Source organism: Microbacterium sp. HSID17254 (genome assembly GCF_003989315.1).
GTDB lineage: Bacteria > Actinomycetota > Actinomycetes > Actinomycetales > Microbacteriaceae > Microbacterium.
In genome coordinates, this window is record NZ_RBLT01000012.1 from 61151 (window position 1) to 78480 (window position 17330).

Genomic DNA, 17330 nt, shown 5'->3' on the forward strand with positions numbered 1-17330 from the left:
AATCTCCCCTACCGTCGAGTCATGGGCACGGCGGAGAGCAGAGACGGCGAGACCGATGCGATCAGCGGTGTCACCGCCGCCGAGATCTCCGAGAGCGTGCGCGACCTCGTCGAACGGGGAACCCTCGTCGCCGGCGACCGCCTCCCTCCTGTCCGCACCCTCGCACAGCGCCTCGGCGTCAACCGCAACACCGTGCTCGCGGCCTATCGCTCCCTCGTGACGGCGCGCATCGCGACCACCGGCGGGCGCACCGGCACGACGGTGCTCGGACCGGCTGCCACGCCGGATGAGGGCTTCACGCCCGGAACGGCCCTGCGTGACATCGCCAGCGGGAACCCCCAGGCGGCCCTGCTGCCCGATCTCGCCGCGGCCCTCGCGACGGTGCATCCCCGGTCCGTCCTCTACGGCGAGTCGGTGATCGACGCCGAACTCGCCGAGTGGGCGACGCGCTGGATCGCAGAGGACCAGCCGCGTCCCTTCCGGCTCTCGGTCACCGCGGGCGCCGTCGACGCCGTGGAGCGGCTGCTCGCCCAGACGCTCGTGCACGGCGACCGGGTGGGCCTCGAGGACCCCTGCTTCCTCTCCAGCATCCAGACCGCGCGGCTGGCCGGGTACACGCCCGTCGCCATCCCGGTCGACGAGGAGGGGCTGACCGTGGAGGGAGTGCGCGAGGCCCTGGAGGCCGGCGTGCGCGCGATCGTCTGTACGCCCCGTGCGCACAACCCCACCGGGGTCAGCACCAGCGCCGCCCGCGCTGCGGAACTGCAGGAGGTGCTCGCGCCCCATCCGCATGTCCTCGTGATCGAGGACGACCACTTCTCCCTGCTCGCCCCCACGCCCTACGCGAGCATCATCGGCCCGGCGCACGAACGCTGGGCCCTCGTGCGGTCGGTGTCGAAGTTCCTCGGGCCGGACATGCGCCTGGCGGTGACGGCCTCGGACCCGGTCACGGCGGAGCGGCTCGCCCTCCGGCTCAGCCCCGGGACGATGTGGGTGAGCCATGTCATGCAGCAGCTCGCCGCGGCCATGCTCCGTGACGAGGAGGTCCATCGGCTCATCGCGACGGCAGGCGCCCGCTACGTGGCCCGCAACCGGTCCTTCGTGGCGCTCCTCGCCGCCCGCGGAGTGGAAGCCTCCGGGGAGAGCGGCCTGAACGTGTGGGTCGACGTCCGCGACGACGCCGGCGTGGTCGCGGATCGGCTGGCGCGCCGTGGCTGGCTCGTCCGTCCGGGTTCCGAGTTCACCCTGGAGGACGATTCCGCCGGGGGGCGCCACGTGCGGGTGACCGTGCACGATCTCGACGACGCGGAGCTGCGCCGCCTCGCCGACGATGTCGCCGCAGCCGCCGGACCGGCCTCGACCGAGGAGGGCGCGTGACGCAGGGCGAGACGGCGGCTGTCTTCCGGGTCGGGCGGTCGTCGCGACTGGACGGCGTGCTCTACGACCTGCGCGGTCCGGTGGCGGAGCGGGCCGCAGAGCTGGAGGCCCGTGGCGAGCAGATCCTCCGCCTGAACATCGGCAATCCCGCCCCGTTCGGCTTCGAGGCGCCGCCGGTCATCGTGGAGGCGCTGCGAGCGGCGCTTCCCCGTGCCCACGGCTACTCCGAGTCCCCTGGTCTGCCGGAGACGCGCGAGGCGATTCGCGCGCACTATGCGCGCCGACCCGGATTCCCGGCCCTGGGGATCGATGCGGTGACCGTCGGCAACGGGGTGTCCGAGCTCGTGGGCCTCACCCTGCAGGCGCTCCTGGAACCGGGGGACGAGGTGCTCGTCCCGAGCCCCGACTATCCGCTGTGGACGGCTTCGACCGTCCTCGCCGGAGGAGAGCCGGTCCACTACCCCTGCGTCGAGGAAGCCGGCTGGCGTCCCGACCTCGAGGCCATGGCTGCGGCGATCGGACCGCGCACGGTGGCCATCGTCATCATCAACCCGAACAACCCGACCGGGGCGGTGTACGACCGCGCGACGCTGGAGGGCATCGCCGACCTCGCCCGTCGTCACGGACTCCTCCTGCTCTCGGACGAGATCTACGACCGCGTCGTGTACCCGGGCTTCACGCACCTCTCCACGGCGCAGGTCGCGCCCGACGTGCCGTGTGTGACCTTCGCTGGACTGTCGAAGACGCACCGCGTCGCCGGATATCGGGCGGCATGGGCGCTGACGACAGGGTTCGCCGCAGACGACGCCTTCCTCTCGGGAGTGCGGCTGCTCGCCTCGATGCGGATGTGCGCGTCCGTACCGGCGCAGCATGCGATCACGGCGGCGCTGGAGCACGACACGTCGCTCGACGCCCTCGTCGCGGAGGAGGGGCGTCTGACGGTGCAGCGCGACGCGGCGACGGCGGCGCTGCGGGAGATCCCCGGTGTCGAGGTGCAGGAGGCCGGTGGTGGGCTCTACCTCTTCCCGCGGCTCGACCCGGAGGTCTACGGCATCCAGGACGACGAGCGCCTGGTGCTCGATCTCCTCGATGCGGAGCGCATCCTCCTGGTGCACGGGCGGGCCTTCAACGGCGCGGACTCCGACCACGTGCGCGTCGCCTTCCTGCCCGAGACGGAGGTCCTCGTCGACGCCGTGCAGCGCTTCGGCAGGTTCCTGCAGGGGTACTCGCCGCCCCGGAACTGACGACGCCCGAACCCGGTGGAGTGACCGAGTGGCCAGGTCGCGGTCCGCAAGACCGTGTACGCAGGTTCGATTCCTGCCTCCACCTCTGAGCGGACACCCGCGGCCGGCGGGTGAGTTCAGGCCGCGAGGCCGAGCCAGGCGCGCGGCGAACGGCCGAGCCGCTGGGCGAACGCGCGGGAGAACGCCGACGCGCTGGCGTAGCCCAGATCGGCGGCGACCGCGCTCACCGACATGCCGGCACGCAGCTGCTCCTGGGCGATCGTGAGCCGCCACTCCGTCAGGTAGTCGCCCGGCGCGCGGCCGACGACCTCTTTGAAGCGGGCGGCGAAGGCGCTGCGCGACATGGCCGCGGTGCGCGCGAGCGTGTCGAGGTTCCAGGGCTCGCCGGGTGCTTCGTGCATCGCCACGAGCGCGGGTGCCAGACGCTCGTCCGAGAGTCCGGGCAGCAGTCCCGGGGGAAGCGCCAGCTCGCCGGAGTGGTCGAGCATCCAGCGGAGGAGCTGGATGAGCACGACCTCGAACATCCGGTCGGCGAGCAGGGGACGACCGCAGCGCACGTTGTCGACCTCGGCGAAGAGGAGGTCGAGCGCAGGCGCGAGGGTGGACACCTCGTCGAGCGGCAGGACGATCACGGAGGGGAGGGTGCGCACGAGCGGGTGGGTGGCCCCGCCGTCGAAATCGATCGTGGCGCAGGCGAAGTCGGACTCCTCGGTCGGGGCATTGAGGAAGGTGTGATCGATCGGGCGGGGGAAGAACAACAGGCTCGGGCGGGTGATGGTCTCGCGCTCGATGCGTCCGTCCGGGCGCTGATGCGTCACCTCCATCTCGCCGCGCCGCAGCACGTGGAGGAAGCCGTGGCCGGCGCTCGCCGCGAAGACCGTGGTGCCGCAGAGCGGTCCGGTGTGGAACAGGCGACTGCGCACTCGGAAGCGGTCGAGCAACGGGGTGAGGCGGTCGAGCGGCGGCATTCCTCCATTCTTCTGGACGATGTGTCATGAATGCAAGATCAAATGATACGTATCGTACTCACTGCCGCGGAAGACTGAAGGGGAAGCCGAACCCGGCTCGTCTCGAACAAAGGAGCATCCCATGCCCAACGTCCCTCTCGTCGACCGTGAGGCCGCCACCGGCCCCGTCAAGGACCAGCTCGAGCGGATCGGCTCCGCCTTCGGCGCCGTCCCCGCCATGTTCCGCGCGGTCGCGAACTCGCCTGCGGCCCTGACCAGCATGTGGAGCGCGTTCGGCGCCTACGGTGGGGGCACGCTCGGTGCGGCGCTGGGTGAGCAGATCGCCGTCGCCGTCGCGAACCGCAACTCGTGCGGCTACTGCCTCGCCGCGCATACCGCGCTCGGCAAGAAGGCCGGCCTCTCGACCGAGGTCCTCGCCGAGGCGCAGGAAGGCACCTCCGACGACCCGCGCACCGCGGCGCTGCTGGCCTTCGCGCTCAAGCTCGTCGACGAGCGCGGCCAGGTGACCTCGGCCGATGTCGACGCCCTCCGCGCGCACGGCTGGAACGACGAGCAGATCGTCGAGACCATCGGCCAGGTCGCGCTGAACCTCTTCACGAACTACGTGAACATCGCGCTCGACGTGCCGATCGACTTCCCGACGGTGCCGCTGCGTCGCGCCGCCTGAGGTCGAGGGGAGCAGAGGCCGGATTCGCTGGGGGTCCGGCCTCTTCCGCTGCCCCGGCCGGCTCGCTAGGCCTCGACCGCATCCAGCCAGTCGGTGAGGACGCGGGTGGCGAGCGTCTCGAGCCGGGGGCCGAGGACGCGTGCCTGCTCCCGGATCACCCGCGGGTCGATGCCGTGGTGATGCAGTTCGTGGGCGTGGCCGATGAGCCAGCGCTCGATGACGCGGTGGTCGGCTTCCAGGTGGAACTGGAGGCCGAGAGTGCGCCCCACCGCGAAGGCCTGATGCGGGAAGCCCGGGGTGTGCGCCAGGGACTGCGCCCCGGCGGGGATCGCGAACTCGTCCCCGTGCCAGTGCAGCACGGGCTCGCCGTCGAGCGGGGCCAGGACCGACTCCCGGCCCTCGGGCGTCAGCGTGAGCGGACCGAAGCCGATCTCGACCGCGCCGGTCGGCCGGACCGCTGCGCCCAGGGATTCGGCGAGGAGCTGCGCGCCGAGGCAGACGCCGAGCGTGGCGCCGCCGCTGTCGAGTCGCGCCGCGACGGCGGCCTTCGAGGAGAGCAGGAAGGGGTAGCGATCGTCGTCGTACACCCCGATCGGTCCGCCGAGAACGATGAGCAGGTCGGCTCCGGCGACGGCGTCCGCGTCGAGTTCGTCGACGCCGGCATCGAGGAGGGTGGTCTCGTAACCGCGCTCCGCCAGCAGGGGGGCGAGGATCCCGAGGTCTTCGAAGGGGACGTGGCGGACGGCGACGGCCGTGCGGGGCGTGCGGGACGCGGACATGCACTCTCCTCGGATAGATTTGACCTATGCCAAAAATAGCACAGGAGGTTCAGGGCTCCGAAGTGATCGTGCACGCCGCGGGGGTCCTGTTCGACTGCGATGGCGTGCTGGTGGATTCGGTCCCCTCGGCGGCGATCGCGTGGGATGCCTGGGCCCGCCGGTACGCCCCGGGATTCGACTTCCTCCGAGACGCCCCGCACGGCATGCGACCGAGTGAGGTGGTCGCGGCGATCGTCGGGCCGGAGCGGGCCGCCGAGGCGACCGTCGATCTCCTCGCGCGAGAGCTCGCCGTCGCCCCGGCGACCACCGGGATCCCGGGGGCCGCTGCCCTGCTCGCTGCGCTGCCGTCCGAGCTCTGGGCGGTTGCGACGAGCAGCAACAGGGCGGTCGCGACCGCGCGGATGCGGGGTGCGGGCATCCCGGCACCCGCCCTGCTCGTCGCCGCCGAAGACGTGGACCGCGGCAAGCCCGCTCCCGACCCCTACCTCCGCGCCGCGCGTCTGCTCGGGCGGGACCCGCGGGACTGCGTGGTCTTCGAGGACTCGGCACCGGGGATCCGTGCGGCGCGGGCGGCAGGCGCGGGGCTCGTGGTCGGAGTGGGCGCCGGCTCTGCGGCGGCCCACCCCGACCTGATCGTGCACGACCTCGCCCGCGTGCGCTGGAGCGGCGAGGCGCTGTGCCTGCAAGTGCTCAGCGGAGCGCGCTGAGGGCCTCGTCGATGACGTCCACCGCGACGTCGAGCTGCTCGTCCGTCGTCGTGAGTGTCGGCAGGAAGCGGATCACGTTGCCGTCGCTGCCCGCGGTGAGCAGCAGGATCCCGCGCTGGGCGGCGAACTCCGCGACCATGGAGGCGGCCCCGGCCAGCGGTCGCGTCGTGCCAGGGGTGCTCAGCTCGAAGGCCTGCATGGCACCGATCCCGCGGACGTCCCCGACGACGGCGTGACGGGCGCGCAGGCCCTCGAGCCGCGCGGACAGGTGCGCGCCGATCCGCCGGGCGTCCGCGAAGAAGGTCCCGTGCTCCAGCTCGTCGAACACCGCGAGGGCGGCGGCGATCGAGACCGGGTTTCCGCCGAACGTGCCGCCGAGGCCGCCCGGGTCGGGTGCGTCCATGATCTCGGCGCGACCGGTCACCCCGGCCAGGGGCAACCCGCCGGCGATGCCCTTCGCCGTGAGCACGAGGTCCGGAACGAGGTCGAAGTGCGTGCTCGCGAACCATGTCCCGGTGCGCCCGAGGCCCGTCTGGATCTCGTCGGCGATGAACACCACGCCGTTCCGCGTGCACCACTCCTGCAGGGTCGGCAGGTAGCCCGCGGCAGGGACGACGAAGCCGCCCTCGCCCTGGACGGGCTCGGCGATGACGGCGGCGAGGTCGTGGACGCCGATGCGCTGCTCCAGATGGGCGATCGTGCGCGCCGCGGCCTCCGTCCCGTCGAGGCCGTCCCTGTAGGGATAGGAATTGGGGACACGGTGGATGTCGGGAGCGAACGGGCCGAACCCGGTTCCGTACGGCGCCGCCTTGTGGTTCATGGCGAGCGCGAGGTTGGTGCGCCCGTGGAACGCGTGGTCGAGGGCGGCGACAGCGCGCCGTCCCGTGTGTCTCCGGGCGATCTTCACCGCGTTCTCGACGGCTTCGGCGCCGGAGTTCGCGAAGGCCGTGCGGGTCTCGTGGGTGCCGGGCACCTTCTCCGCGAGCAGCTCCGCGAGGCGCACGTAGCCCTCGTACGGGGTGACGGTGAAGAGCGTGTGCGTGACCCGATCGAGCTGCTCGGCCGCGGCGGTGACGGCTGCGAGGTTGGTGTGGCCGATCGTCGTCACGCCGATGCCGCTGCCGAGGTCGAGGAAGCGGTTGCCGTCGACGTCGGTGACCCAGGGGCCGTCGGCGTGCTCGATGTAGACGGGAAGCACGCTGCCGACGCCGCGGGGGACGACCCGTTGCCGGCGCTCGTGCAGCGCCCGGCTCCGCGGCCCTGGAACCTCGGTGCGCAGGCGCGGAGCCGTCAGTGCGGTGTCGGAGAACAGGCCGGGTGTGGACATGAGAGGGCTCCTTCGCGAAGGGGGCGTCGACGGGCGCGCGACGTGGTCCCGAAGCTATGTTAAATTTTGACCTATGTCAAAGTCTGGGCCTGTCGGAGACGGCGCCGCGCGCTACCCGACGGCCGTCACCGCCGCGGATTTCCGTGCCAACCTCGCCGCCGTCCGCGCCCGCATCGGCGCCGCCGCCGAGCGTGCGGGACGTGATCCGGGTGCGGTGCACCTGCTCCCGGTGAGCAAGACCGTCCCGACCGAGCGGGTGCGGGTGGCCATCGACGCCGGGCTGCGTCGGCTCGGGGAGAACAAGGTGCAGGAAGCCGTGCGGAAGAACCGGGAGACGGCCGATCTCGACGTGGACTGGGTGGTCATCGGCCATCTGCAGACGAACAAGGCCAGGGACGTCGCCTCGTTCGCCGCGGAGTTCCAGGCGCTCGACCGGCTCCGGGTCGCCGAAGCCCTGGACCGGCGCCTGCAGGCCGCAGGGCGCAGCCTCGACGTGTACGTGCAGGTGAACACCTCGGCCGAGGACTCGAAGTTCGGGATGCCGCCCGACGAGCTTCCGGGCTTCCTGAAGGCCCTGCCGTCCTACGGTGCCCTCCGTGTCCGCGGGCTGATGACGCTCGCGCTGCTCACACCGGACGACGCCCGGGTGCGGGAGTGCTTCGCGCTGCTGCGCACTCTTCGGGACAGGGCGCGCGAGGAGACCCCCGAGCTCATCGGCGACGGCGCCCTCTCGATGGGCATGTCCGGCGACTATGAGATCGCCGTCGAGGAGGGGGCGACGTGCGTGCGGGTCGGGCAGGCGATCTTCGGTGCGCGTGCCGTCCCCGACAGTCACTACTGGCCGGAGGGTTGAGCCCGCTCAGTCCTCGGTGCGGAAGCCGGCCGCCTTGTGCGTGCCGTCGCAGAAGGGCTTGAGCGCGGAGAGCCCGCAGCGGCACAGGGCCACGGTGCGTCGGCGCGGGTCGATCACCGTGCCGTCGCTCGCGTGCAGCTCGATCTCGCCCCGCACGAGCAGGGGACCGTCCGGGTACGCCGTGACGGTCACCGGCTCCTCTCGACCGCTCATGCCGTCGTCCTCTCCCGCAGTGCCGAGCGGCCCTCGGTCCAGGCGTCGAGGGTGTGGGCTCCGGCCCAGCCGTCGACCGTGAGGCACGCGGCCGCGCCGAACAGGATGTCCGCCAGCAGTTCCGGACGGTCCTCGGCGAGGCTGCCCGCGAGGTCACGGGCGGCGATCTGCTCGTGTACCGCGTCGGCCTCCACATGCTCCTCGAAGTACGCGGCGACCTCGTCGGCGAACCCCAGCCGGTGCAGGCCGTCGGCGTAGAACCGGCAGGGGATCGACGAGGTCATCTCGTAGGCGGCGAGGTGGCCGACGATGGCGCCGACGAGCCGGCGGTTGAGTCCGAACAAGCTCATCATGTTGTGCGAGGCGAGTGTGATCGCCGGGGCGTCGTCGACATAGGCGCCGTACGTGTCGTCGAGTCCTGCGGCGCGCAGCGCTCGGGCGTAGAGCTCCGCATGCACCCGCTGCGGGCGGCCGCCGCCGTACTCGTCCGACTGGATCTCCACGAGCGCGGCCTTGGGGCGCCCGGTCAGCCGCGGAATCGCCCACGAATGCGGATCGGCCTCCCGCAGCGTGTACACCGATCGCAGGATCAGGGACTCCTCGGCCTGCTCACGGGTGGCCTTCCTGGCGATGTGGCGCGACAGGCTGGGGCCGGTGTCCGCTGCAGCGAGGGCGAACAGGGCGCGACCCACGGCGTCGACCGTGGGTTCGGGAAGCTCGGGCACCGGCATGTTGTCACGCAGTGCGGCCTCGAAGGCGTCCTCGAGGATACGGCGTGCCGTGACCACCCCGGCGTCCCACTCGAGACTCGCATCCAGCTGCGGAAGCGAGCCGTAGGAGGACGCGTAGAGGACGAACAGGGCGAGCTGGATGTCGTCGTCCCTGACCACGTCGTCGCTCGCGGCGACGGCTGTGGCGGCGAGATCGGGGAGGGTGGCGGCGTCGTCACCGCGACCCGTGAGGACACCGAGGGCGGCGCTCGACAGGGGGCCGCGCGGCGAGAAGGCGACGGCGGTGTCGGCGTCGAGGGTGGAAACGGTCATGAGGAGGGGCTCCCATCGGATCGATCACCCGCATCCTCACCCGCGCGAGCGGAGACCACCAGGGACTTGACGCCGAGGCGCTCGGCAGGCAAGCGCGCCCGCCGTCACGGGCACCCGGCGAACACGTACCCCTCCTCGTCCGGAGTGACGAGGTCGCGATCGCGGAGCACTGTCGACGCCGGGGTGTCCGGGTCGGCGCACAGCTCCGCGAACGGCCGAGGGAGCTGATCCGTGTACTCGATGTCGATCACGTGCGGCCCGTAGACCGCGGTGTACGCGCCGCACTCCGCGTAGGCGGCGCACTCCTCCGTGACGGCGAAGTCGAAGCCCGCGCGCTCCTTCAGGGCGTCCGCATGTTCCGCCGCGTTCTTCTGCCCGGCGGCGAGCCCGACGCCGTGCGCCGCGTCGACGAAGAGCTCTGCGAGGGCGAGGTTGTCGTCCAGGGTCAGGGCGCCGTCCGCGCGCGAGAACGAGTCGAGGTTGTCGAACTCGACCGCCTGGAAGCCGGAGTCCGCACAGCCCTCGATCCACGGGATCACGATCTCGGCGATGCGGGACCGCTGTGCCGCGCTGGTGGTGTCCAGGAGGGCCTCGTCGGGCCAGTCGGGATCGAAGACCACCTCGTCACCGTCGTGCAGGAGCAGGCCATCGGGCCACTCGGCGAGCTCGCCCGGCTGGGTCTGGAAGCCGTTGACGTAGCAGACGGAATAGAGGCCGGCAGCCGGCTCCGCGCTGCGGTCTCGCCCGACGATGCCCACACCCTCGGCCGGATCGTACGCGCCGCCGAGCTGGTAGTCCGGGAGGGCGGCGGTCGGAGGCAGCGCGACCGCGGCCGACGGCGCCGTTCCCTCCGCGGGGAGAGCGGACGGAGCGGTGCAGGCGGAGAGGGCGAGGATCCCGACCGCGACGAGGGCCGCCGGCGCCAGGGAGACGCGTATGCTGCTTCGACCGCGCGGGGGACGGGGGAGGCTCATCGCGGCTGAGGCGTCGGCTGCGCGGGGGCGTCGGCGGGCGGGGCCGCGGCCTCCGAGGGGTTCCGGCGGATCCCGATCCACGACACGACGCCGCCGAGCACGAGGAGCGCCGCCGTGACCCAGGCCGCGTTGTGGAACCCGCCGAGGTCGAGGGTGCCGCCGACGATGGTCGACAGCATCGCGACCACGAGCAGACCGGCGACGCGGGAGACGGCGTTGTTCACGGCGGAGGCGATGCCGGAGTGGTTCTCATCGATGGCGCCGAGGATCGCGGCCGTCAGCGGGGCGACGGTGAGCGACAGGCCGAGGCCCATCACGATCATGGCGGGGAGCACCTGCGCCCAGTAGTCGAAGGCGGCGTTCACGGTCAGCAGCATCAGCGCTCCGACGGCCATGATCAGCGGCCCGACGGTCATGAAGATGCGCGGGCCCCAGCGCCCTGCCCACCCGCCGGCACGGGAGCTCAGCAGGATCATGAGGATCGTCATCGGCAGGCTCGCGAGCCCCGCCGCCGTCGCGCTCAGTCCCGCCCCCTGCTGGAGGTAGACGCCGACGACGAAGCCGTTGAGGGAGAGCGCGGCGTACACGAACAGCGTGGCGAGGTTGCCCCACCCGAAGTCGCGCACCCGGAACAGCCAGAGCGGCATGAGCGGCGTGGCCGAGCGGCCCTGGCGCCACAGGAAGACGGCGAAGAGCGCGGCCCCGGCCACGGCGGGGATCCAGATCGCGGGGGAGGCCCACCCGAGGTTCGGCTGCTCGATGAGGGCGAAGACGATGGCGCCCAGCCCCAGCGCGCACAGTACACCGCTCCACCAGTCCACGCGGACGCCCCGCGGGTGCTCCGGCAGATGCAGGCGGGCGAGCAGCACCAGCGTCACCCCGATGGGGAGGACGTTGATGAGGAAGACGAAGCGCCAGGACAGGAAGTCGACGAAGAGCCCGCCGAGCAGCGGACCGACCAGTTGAGCGGCCGTGGTGAAGGCGGTCCAGACGCCGATGGCCCTCGCCTGCAGGTCGCCGCGCATGGTCGCGGTGATGAGCGCGAGGGAGCTGGGGACGAGCAGGGCCCCGGCCGCCCCCTGGGCCCCGCGGGCCACGATGAGCATGAGCGGGTCGATCGCGGCGGCGACCGCGACGGACGCGATGCCGAAGGCGATGAGGCCGATCCGCATCACCAGCACCCGTCCGTAGGCGTCGGACAGGGAGCCGGCGAGCAGGATCAGCGCGCTGAGGGTGATGAGGTACGCGTCGACGACCCACTGCTGCGTGGTGATCCCGCCGCCGAGCTCCTCGCTGATGGCGGGAAGGGCGACGTTCACCACTGTCCCGTCGAGGAACGTGACGAACGAGGCCAGCACGGCGATCGCGATGACGAGCCGCTGGAGCGGGGCGAAGGATGACACAGGCCGACCCTACTCCGGGCGACGGACGCGAGGGCCGGTCAGTCAGGCGGTGTTCCGGTACCTTCCTGCAGGAGCCGTCGGAGCGCGGGGAGCCCGTCCCGTGCGTGCGCCGCACGCTGCCGTGCCGCGCCGGTCCCGTCGGCCCGTATCCGGGCGAGGCCCGCCCGCACCGCGTCCGCATCGCCGAGCTCGTCCAGCACCGGTCCGATGTCGTCGAGAAGGTGCTCCGCCACCGTCCAGGCCGGGGCGATCTCGCCCGTGAGCGGATCCAGGAGGCGGGCCGTCATCCCGGCTCGCGACGCCATCCAGATCGACGCGTCGATCGTCTCCGTCTCATCGGCGACGATCCGCTGCCCGGACGACAGGGCGATCCCGCGGGTCAGCAGCGCGGAGAGGACGGCGTCCTCCGCGGTGAGCTGCGTGTCCGCGACGCGCGCCTCCACGGTCGGGTAGCGCTCGGAGAGGCGCACCGCCCAGGAGAGGGAGGTCGCCTCGCCGATGGTCCCGAGGTCGAGGAGCTGGTCCACGCGCGTGCGGTAGTCGTCGACGTCGGCGAACCGGGGCGGACACCACGACGAGGGGAGTCGGCGGATGAGCATGCTCCGCCAGCTCGCGAAGCCCGTGTCGAGACCGTTGCCGAACGGGCTGTTCGTGCTGAGGGCGAGCAGCAGGGGCAGCCACGCGCGAAGCCGATTCAGGGAACGGACCCGCTCCTCCTCGTCCGGCACCTCCACGTGCACGTGCAGGCCGTTGACCTCGTGCTCGCGGGTGAGGTGCGCCAGCCGTCGCGCGACGTCGTCGTAGTGCGCCGACGGTGAGAGGCGCGGCGAGCGGAGAGTGGTGAACGGCGCGCCGGTCGGTGCCGCGATCGCGCGCCGGACGCGTGCCTGCCTCCCGATGGCCGTGCGCAACGCCGTCAGCTCCTGGACGGCCTCGGCGCCGGTGCGCACCGGGTCGGTGAGCGCCTCGACCTGCGAGGCCAGGTACTCGGTGGTCACGCGTCCGGCGGTGACGTCATCGCCGATGCGCTCCAGGATGTCACCGCTGAGGGCGACGGGGACGAGCGAATCCTCATCGAGCAGGAGGAACTCCTCCTCGATCCCGAAGCGCGTCATCCGGGTCAGTGGTTTCGCAGTTCGGAGATGAGCTCGGCCTTGCGCTTGCCGCTGTAGCCGGTGAGACCCAACTCCTTCGCGCGCTTCCGCAGCTCGGGAACGGTCCAGTCCTCGTAGTCCCCGTGCTTCCCGCCGCGGCGGCCGACCGAGCTGCGGCCGTCTCGTGCGGCCGCGTTCGAGATGCGGGCGGCCTTCTCCTTCGAAGCCCCGTCGTCGCGGAGCTCTTCGTACAGCTCCGGATCCTTCAGCGAGTTGTTGCGTCGTCCTGGCATTGCTCTGCTCCTTCGCGCATCGGGAGGGTCCAAGTCAACCCCCTCCAGAGAGGGTGTGGTTCGGGTCTAGCGTGAGGTCACCGCAGTCGGGCGCCCGCGCCCCCAGAGAAGGGAAAGACCGATGAACATCCTCCTGATCATCGTCATCGTCATCGCCGTGATCCTCGCGATCACCGGAGGACTGGTGCAGTCGCTCCAGTTCCTGCTGTGGGTCGGTCTGGTGCTCCTGGCCATCGCCGTGATCGCCTGGCTGATCCGAGCGATCACCGGCAGCCGCAAGGTCTGACCCGAGTGCGGAGGGGGAGGCTCGCCATCGGCGAGCCTCCCCCTCTTCATGGGTTCAGCGGGTGGGGGATCAGCGGTTGAACGCGTCCTTGACGCTGTCGCCGGCCTTGCCCGCGGCGTCTTTCACGTTCTCGCCGGCCTGCTTCGCGTCGGCCTTCACCTGATCCGCCTGGCCTTCGGCCTCGAGCTTCTCGTTGTCGGTGAGCTTGCCGAAGCCTTCCTTGACCTTGCCACCCAGCTTCTCAGCGGAATTCTTCATGTCATCTGCGCCACTCATAAGAGGCTCCTCTCCTGGACGGATCGATTTCTCTTCGAGCGTCGCACCGGCGTCGCGGTCCGTCCACGGGATTGACATTCACCGACGGGCGTGTCAGCGTTCCGCCCCCATCGACTCCCGCCCGCACAGGGGTTAGCCTGGCGCCAGGCGGGTGTCCTGCCCGTCGTCCTGGACGAAGGGAGCGGTGTGCGATGGACGCGATGATGATGGGTGCCATATCCAAGAACATGGAGTCGATGCCGGACATGGCGATGATGGACATGTCGGTGCTCCAGGCGTGTATGGACGCGTGTGCCGCCTGCGAGCAGGCCTGCACGGTGTGCGCGACGCAGGAGATGGACTGCGCCCTCGCGTGCATGAACTGCGCGGACATGTGCCACACGATGATGCGATCGATGCTCCGCATGCAGGGGATGACCCCGGCCACGATGATGGCGATGCTGGACGCCTGCATCGCGATGTGCCAGATGTGCATGGACGAGTGCATGCAGCATGCCGATCACAGCGACGTCTGCCGCCTCTGCGCTCAGGCGTGCCAGGCCTGCATGAACGCGTGCATGGCGGTCCGCGACATGATGATGGCGAGCGCCTGACCCGAGGGGATCAGGCCCTCGTCACACGACGGCGACGTTGAAGCGGGTGCGTCCCACGGCGAGCACGGCGTAGTCGAGGTGGAGGGCGACCGGGCTGCCGATGGTGGCCTCCAGCGCGGCGCCGGAGCCGTTCCACAGCGTGTGCGTGGTGCCGTCGAGCGTGCGGACGACGAGGTCTCCGGCGCCCGGATCCGCCGCGATCACGAACGCGTCCGCCCATCGCGCCGGGGTCGCCGCGGCGAGACGCTCCTGGATCAGGTGCAGGGCGTGGCCGGGGGCCGACGAGGAGCAGCGGCCGCCGTTCCTGCACATGCACGTCGCACGCTCACGCACCTCGAGGGGCGGACGGCGGTGCAGCGGCGTGGACACGGGAACTCCTTCGGATCGGCGTCCGGCCAGAGTACGTCGACGAGGTCGGGATCCCGCAGCGCTCCCGACACGCGACGAAACAAACGGGTGTAGGCTCGCCGGGTGCTGTCGTCGATGAGTGCCCTCGGGGCGCGGAGCGGAGCTGCAGGCGCGTTCAGCGCCGCAGGCAGAGGCTGAGGACCGGCCGGAGGCGGAACCCCGTCCCCGGTGCTGCGTCGTACCCCGGCATCGTCCGGGTGATCCTCCGATCCGTCTCGCCGTTCCGGCGATCACACCGAAAGCTCTTCCCCTCATGCGTCCCATCGACGAGCGCGCCCTGCGCGCCTCCTTCTGCAACGCCTCCCGCAAGGAGGTCTCCGACATCACTCTGCCGCCCGGCTTCGCCGAGACCGATTTCGACCGGCTCGACTACCTCGGCTGGATCGACCCGAAGCTGCCCCGGCGCGCCTATGTCGTCGTGTGGATCGACGACGAACCCGTGGGCGTCGTGCTGCAGCGCGCCGAGCAGCGCGTGCTCGCCCGCGCCCAGTGCTCGTGGTGCGAGGACGTGACGCTCCGCAACGACGTGCAGCTGTACGTCGCCCGACGCGCCGGGGCCGCCGGCCGCAAGGGCGACACGGTCGGTGTGCTCGCGTGCGCGGAGTTCGGCTGCAACGCGGCGGTGCGCAAGCTCCCGCCGCTGGCCTATCCGGGGTACGACCGCGAGCTCGCGCGCGAGATGCGGATCCTGCGGCTGCAGGAGCATGTGACCGGATTCGTGCGCGAGGTCGCCCGGACCGACTAGGCCGTCACGGCGCGGACATGCGCGAGGGCGGGTGCCGCCCACGCCGCCGACAGGCGGGCGAACGCCTCGAAGCTGCGTCCGCCCGGCCAGTCGGCCGGCAGCATCGCCGGGGGCAGTCCCGGATCGGTGTAGGGCAGCACCCGCCAGCGGTCGATGAGGTGCACGTACGCGGGGAACGGCGCATCCGGGAGCGCGGTGAGCGAGGCCTGGAAGGCTTCGTGCTCGCCGCGCAGCGCGTCCAGGTCCCACCACGCCGCCGCGGCCTCGGCCAGCGTGCCGGCCGGGGCGGGGGCCGACGCGTCGAACAGCGTCGCCCAGCGGCGGGCGCCGAGCTCGTCGAGGATCTGCTCCGCCTCCGCCCTGAGGTGCCCGGGGCAGATCCACAGGGCGGGGGAGACGACGCCGGCGCCGATCCACTGCAGGCGCCGGCGCAGCTGATGACGCACGCTGCGCGCACTCTCCGGGATCGAGAACGACACGAGGCACCACGGATCGTCGTCGGTCATCTCCTGCATCCGGAAGATCCGGCGGTCGCCGCGCTCCAGCATCGGCACGGCCGCCGGGCTCAGCCGGTAGCCGACGGCGTCGCGGCGCTCCGGCAGGAGCAGGCCCCTCTGCTTGAGACGGGCGATGCCCGTCCGGGCGGGAGCGGCGGGGATGCCGAGGTCGGCGGCCAGCGCCACGAGATCGGCGGCCGAGATCCAGCCTCCCAGCGGGCGCAGATACAGGCCGATCAGGGTGCGCAGGAGCGAGGCGGTGCTGCCGGGGCGGGCGTCGATGTCATCGAGCACGACCGGCGCCGCGGGGTCAGGAGACACCGGACTCCAACGCGTCCCTGACCGCGAGCACCCCGGCCACGGTCTCGGCGTGTGAGGTGCTCAGCGGCGACAGCCCGAGCCGGATCCCATCAGGGAAGCGGAAGTCGGGGATGACGCCGTCCGCCCAGAGCCTCCGGGTGACCTCCCGGAAATCGGGGTGGCCGATCGTGATGTGTCCGCCGCGTCGCGCCGGGTCACGAGGGCTGAGCAGGCGGACGTCCAGCGGCGCGAGCAGCTCGTCGTACGCCCGCACAGCGAGCGCGGTGAGCGACTCCGACTTCGCGCGCACGCCGTCGATCCCCGACTGCTCGATGAGGTCGATCATCCCCTGCATCGCGAGCATCGAGGTCACCGGCGGCGTGCCGCTGAGGAGCTGACGGATGCCGTCGGCGGGGACGTACTCCGGGCCCATGGCGAAGATGTCGGCCGCGCTCCACCAGCCTTGGATCGGCTGCCGCAGCAGGCCCTGCAGGTCGTGGCGGAGGTAGGCGAACGCGGGCGATCCCGGGCCGCCGTTGAGGTACTTGTAGGTGCAGCCGACGGCCATGTCGACGCCCCAGTCGTCGAGCTGCATCGGCACGACACCCGCCGAATGGCAGAGGTCCCACAGCATGAGCGCTCCCGCGTCATGGACGACGGCGGTGATGGCGGGCATGTCGGCGAGGGCGCCGGAGCGGTAGTCGACGTGGCTGAGCGAGACGAGCGCCGTCCGCTCGGAGACCACGGCCGCGACGTCGTCGACCGTGACGCCGTGCACCGGGTCGGGCGTGATCCAGCGCAGCGTGGCCCCCATCTCCGCCGCGACGCCCTCGGCGAGGAACCGGTCGGTGGGGAAGTTCCCCTCTTCGATCACGAGCTCCGTCCGCCCCGCGGATCCCTGAGCCGTGCCCCTGGGGCCCTGAGCCTGTCGAAGGGCCCCCCGCATGAGCTTGTACAGCAGGACGCTCGTGGAGTCCGACACGACCGTCTGCCCCGGCCCCGCGCCGAGGGTGATGGCGCCGATGCGGTCTCCGAGCTCCATCGGCAGGGCCATCCACTGTTCGTCCCAGGAGCGGATGAGGCGTGTGCCCCAGTCCTCGCGCACGAACGCGGCGAGCTTCTCCGGCACGTCGCGCAGCGGGCGGCCGAGCGAGTTGCCGTCCAGATAGGCGGTGACGCCCGGGGCCTCGACGAACGCGTCGAGGTGCGCGGCGAGCGGGTCGGCGGCGTCCAGGGTGCGGGCGGCGTCGAGGAGGGCGGTGTCGGCGGAGCGGTCGGTCATG

21 protein-coding genes and 1 tRNA gene are annotated in these 17330 nt (G+C 71.7%); 9 read left to right on the plus strand and 13 right to left on the minus strand.

What is annotated here, in order from left to right; genetic code table 11:
- Positions 1 to 21: 21 nt before the first annotated feature.
- The 3 genes from D8M34_RS09465 to D8M34_RS09475 all read left to right on the plus strand — a co-directional run bounded on the left by D8M34_RS09465 (position 22) and on the right by D8M34_RS09475 (position 2706).
- Entirely contained in the window at positions 22 to 1377 is a 1356-nt protein-coding gene (locus D8M34_RS09465; protein ID WP_126893860.1) for an aminotransferase class I/II-fold pyridoxal phosphate-dependent enzyme, read from the plus strand.
- On the plus strand, positions 1374 to 2621 hold the full coding sequence (locus D8M34_RS09470) for an aminotransferase class I/II-fold pyridoxal phosphate-dependent enzyme (RefSeq protein WP_126893861.1): 1248 nt from the start codon (positions 1374 to 1376) through the stop codon (positions 2619 to 2621). The genes D8M34_RS09465 and D8M34_RS09470 overlap by 4 nt, the downstream gene beginning before the upstream one ends.
- Positions 2622 to 2635: 14 nt before the next feature.
- Positions 2636 to 2706, plus strand: a tRNA-Cys gene (locus D8M34_RS09475).
- 31 nt (positions 2707 to 2737) lie between these two features.
- Here the strand turns inward: D8M34_RS09475 and D8M34_RS09480 are convergent.
- On the minus strand, positions 2738 to 3589 hold the full coding sequence (locus D8M34_RS09480; RefSeq protein WP_025102527.1) for an AraC family transcriptional regulator: 852 nt from the start codon (positions 3587 to 3589) through the stop codon (positions 2738 to 2740).
- Between the two features lie 121 nt (positions 3590 to 3710).
- Between D8M34_RS09480 and D8M34_RS09485 the strand changes: the two genes are divergently transcribed.
- Complete coding sequence (locus D8M34_RS09485; protein WP_126893862.1) at positions 3711 to 4256, plus strand: carboxymuconolactone decarboxylase family protein; 546 nt, start codon at positions 3711 to 3713, stop codon at positions 4254 to 4256.
- 65 nt (positions 4257 to 4321) lie between these two features.
- Here D8M34_RS09485 and D8M34_RS09490 read toward each other — a convergent pair whose 3' ends face one another.
- A complete protein-coding gene (locus D8M34_RS09490; RefSeq protein ID WP_126893863.1) occupies positions 4322 to 5035 on the minus strand; it encodes a glutamine amidotransferase in 714 nt (237 codons plus the stop codon).
- Positions 5036 to 5061: 26 nt separating this feature from the next.
- Here D8M34_RS09490 and D8M34_RS09495 point away from each other — a divergent pair, with 26 nt between their 5' ends.
- Positions 5062 to 5742 (plus strand): HAD-IA family hydrolase, encoded by a 681-nt coding sequence (locus tag D8M34_RS09495; RefSeq protein WP_126893864.1) that lies wholly within the window; start codon positions 5062 to 5064, stop codon positions 5740 to 5742.
- Here D8M34_RS09495 and gabT read toward each other — a convergent pair.
- A complete protein-coding gene (gene gabT, locus D8M34_RS09500; protein WP_126893865.1) occupies positions 5726 to 7069 on the minus strand; it encodes a 4-aminobutyrate--2-oxoglutarate transaminase in 1344 nt (447 codons plus the stop codon). The two genes, D8M34_RS09495 and gabT, sit on opposite strands and share 17 nt — an antisense overlap.
- A gap of 73 nt (positions 7070 to 7142) precedes the next feature.
- Here gabT and D8M34_RS09505 point away from each other — a divergent pair, with 73 nt between their 5' ends.
- Entirely contained in the window at positions 7143 to 7922 is a 780-nt protein-coding gene (locus D8M34_RS09505) for a YggS family pyridoxal phosphate-dependent enzyme (protein WP_126893866.1), read from the plus strand.
- A gap of 6 nt (positions 7923 to 7928) precedes the next feature.
- Here D8M34_RS09505 and D8M34_RS09510 read toward each other — a convergent pair whose 3' ends face one another.
- From D8M34_RS09510 to D8M34_RS09535, 6 genes are all read right to left on the minus strand, one after another.
- Complete coding sequence (locus D8M34_RS09510; RefSeq protein WP_060922967.1) at positions 7929 to 8135, minus strand: CDGSH iron-sulfur domain-containing protein; 207 nt, start codon at positions 8133 to 8135, stop codon at positions 7929 to 7931.
- Complete coding sequence (locus D8M34_RS09515) at positions 8132 to 9178, minus strand: iron-containing redox enzyme family protein (RefSeq protein ID WP_126893867.1); 1047 nt, start codon at positions 9176 to 9178, stop codon at positions 8132 to 8134. The genes D8M34_RS09510 and D8M34_RS09515 overlap by 4 nt, the downstream gene beginning before the upstream one ends.
- Before the next feature lie 104 nt (positions 9179 to 9282).
- The gene (locus tag D8M34_RS09520; protein WP_051582153.1) at positions 9283 to 10152 is read right to left on the minus strand and encodes an endo alpha-1,4 polygalactosaminidase; all 870 of its coding nucleotides are present in this window, start codon (positions 10150 to 10152) and stop codon (positions 9283 to 9285) included.
- Positions 10149 to 11555, minus strand: a complete 1407-nt coding sequence (locus D8M34_RS09525) for an MFS transporter (RefSeq protein WP_025102518.1) — start codon at positions 11553 to 11555, stop codon at positions 10149 to 10151. Before D8M34_RS09525 ends, D8M34_RS09520 begins: the two co-directional genes overlap by 4 nt.
- A 38-nt stretch (positions 11556 to 11593) precedes the next feature.
- Positions 11594 to 12670, minus strand: a complete 1077-nt coding sequence (locus tag D8M34_RS09530) for a carboxylate-amine ligase (RefSeq protein WP_025102517.1) — start codon at positions 12668 to 12670, stop codon at positions 11594 to 11596.
- Between the two features lie 5 nt (positions 12671 to 12675).
- The gene (locus D8M34_RS09535; RefSeq protein WP_025102516.1) at positions 12676 to 12942 is read right to left on the minus strand and encodes a DUF7218 family protein; all 267 of its coding nucleotides are present in this window, start codon (positions 12940 to 12942) and stop codon (positions 12676 to 12678) included.
- Positions 12943 to 13063: 121 nt separating this feature from the next.
- Here D8M34_RS09535 and D8M34_RS19270 point away from each other — a divergent pair, with 121 nt between their 5' ends.
- Positions 13064 to 13228, plus strand: a complete 165-nt coding sequence (locus tag D8M34_RS19270; RefSeq protein WP_164498167.1) for a hypothetical protein — start codon at positions 13064 to 13066, stop codon at positions 13226 to 13228.
- A gap of 69 nt (positions 13229 to 13297) precedes the next feature.
- On the opposite strand, the gene D8M34_RS09540 is transcribed toward D8M34_RS19270, so the two are convergent.
- Positions 13298 to 13504, minus strand: a complete 207-nt coding sequence (locus tag D8M34_RS09540; RefSeq protein ID WP_025102515.1) for a CsbD family protein — start codon at positions 13502 to 13504, stop codon at positions 13298 to 13300.
- A 191-nt stretch (positions 13505 to 13695) separates the two neighbouring features.
- Here D8M34_RS09540 and D8M34_RS09545 point away from each other — a divergent pair, with 191 nt between their 5' ends.
- On the plus strand, positions 13696 to 14097 hold the full coding sequence (locus tag D8M34_RS09545; RefSeq protein ID WP_126893868.1) for a hypothetical protein: 402 nt from the start codon (positions 13696 to 13698) through the stop codon (positions 14095 to 14097).
- 21 nt (positions 14098 to 14118) lie between these two features.
- Here D8M34_RS09545 and D8M34_RS09550 read toward each other — a convergent pair whose 3' ends face one another.
- On the minus strand, positions 14119 to 14466 hold the full coding sequence (locus D8M34_RS09550) for a hypothetical protein (RefSeq protein ID WP_025102513.1): 348 nt from the start codon (positions 14464 to 14466) through the stop codon (positions 14119 to 14121).
- A gap of 292 nt (positions 14467 to 14758) precedes the next feature.
- Here D8M34_RS09550 and D8M34_RS09555 point away from each other — a divergent pair, with 292 nt between their 5' ends.
- Positions 14759 to 15250, plus strand: coding sequence for an FBP domain-containing protein (locus D8M34_RS09555; protein ID WP_025102512.1), 492 nt, complete (start codon positions 14759 to 14761; stop codon positions 15248 to 15250).
- Here the strand turns inward: D8M34_RS09555 and D8M34_RS09560 are convergent.
- Positions 15247 to 16068, minus strand: coding sequence for a PaaX family transcriptional regulator (locus tag D8M34_RS09560; protein ID WP_126893869.1), 822 nt, complete (start codon positions 16066 to 16068; stop codon positions 15247 to 15249). The genes D8M34_RS09555 and D8M34_RS09560 overlap by 4 nt on opposite strands.
- Positions 16058 to 17329: a kynureninase gene (locus D8M34_RS09565; RefSeq protein WP_126893870.1), complete on the minus strand. Its 1272-nt coding sequence runs from the start codon at positions 17327 to 17329 to the stop codon at positions 16058 to 16060. Before D8M34_RS09565 ends, D8M34_RS09560 begins: the two co-directional genes overlap by 11 nt.
- Position 17330: the final 1 nt, after the last annotated feature.

Bases quoted from the DNA above. Each gene is read 5' to 3' on its own strand.
- D8M34_RS09465 (WP_126893860.1), top strand. From the start codon at position 22: ATGGGCACGGCGGAGAGCAGAGACGGCGAGACCGATGCGATCAGCGGT.
- D8M34_RS09480 (WP_025102527.1), bottom strand. From the start codon at position 3,589: ATGCCGCCGCTCGACCGCCTCACCCCGTTGCTCGACCGCTTCCGAGTG.
- D8M34_RS09485 (WP_126893862.1), top strand. From the start codon at position 3,711: ATGCCCAACGTCCCTCTCGTCGACCGTGAGGCCGCCACCGGCCCCGTC.
- D8M34_RS09490 (WP_126893863.1), bottom strand. From the start codon at position 5,035: ATGTCCGCGTCCCGCACGCCCCGCACGGCCGTCGCCGTCCGCCACGTC.
- D8M34_RS09495 (WP_126893864.1), top strand. From the start codon at position 5,062: ATGCCAAAAATAGCACAGGAGGTTCAGGGCTCCGAAGTGATCGTGCAC.
- gabT (WP_126893865.1), bottom strand. From the start codon at position 7,069: ATGTCCACACCCGGCCTGTTCTCCGACACCGCACTGACGGCTCCGCGC.
- D8M34_RS09505 (WP_126893866.1), top strand. From the start codon at position 7,143: ATGTCAAAGTCTGGGCCTGTCGGAGACGGCGCCGCGCGCTACCCGACG.
- D8M34_RS09510 (WP_060922967.1), bottom strand. From the start codon at position 8,135: ATGAGCGGTCGAGAGGAGCCGGTGACCGTCACGGCGTACCCGGACGGT.
- D8M34_RS09515 (WP_126893867.1), bottom strand. From the start codon at position 9,178: ATGACCGTTTCCACCCTCGACGCCGACACCGCCGTCGCCTTCTCGCCG.
- D8M34_RS09520 (WP_051582153.1), bottom strand. From the start codon at position 10,152: ATGAGCCTCCCCCGTCCCCCGCGCGGTCGAAGCAGCATACGCGTCTCC.
- D8M34_RS09530 (WP_025102517.1), bottom strand. From the start codon at position 12,670: ATGACGCGCTTCGGGATCGAGGAGGAGTTCCTCCTGCTCGATGAGGAT.
- D8M34_RS09535 (WP_025102516.1), bottom strand. From the start codon at position 12,942: ATGCCAGGACGACGCAACAACTCGCTGAAGGATCCGGAGCTGTACGAA.
- D8M34_RS19270 (WP_164498167.1), top strand. From the start codon at position 13,064: ATGAACATCCTCCTGATCATCGTCATCGTCATCGCCGTGATCCTCGCG.
- D8M34_RS09540 (WP_025102515.1), bottom strand. From the start codon at position 13,504: ATGAGTGGCGCAGATGACATGAAGAATTCCGCTGAGAAGCTGGGTGGC.
- D8M34_RS09545 (WP_126893868.1), top strand. From the start codon at position 13,696: ATGGACGCGATGATGATGGGTGCCATATCCAAGAACATGGAGTCGATG.
- D8M34_RS09555 (WP_025102512.1), top strand. From the start codon at position 14,759: ATGCGTCCCATCGACGAGCGCGCCCTGCGCGCCTCCTTCTGCAACGCC.
- D8M34_RS09565 (WP_126893870.1), bottom strand. From the start codon at position 17,329: ATGACCGACCGCTCCGCCGACACCGCCCTCCTCGACGCCGCCCGCACC.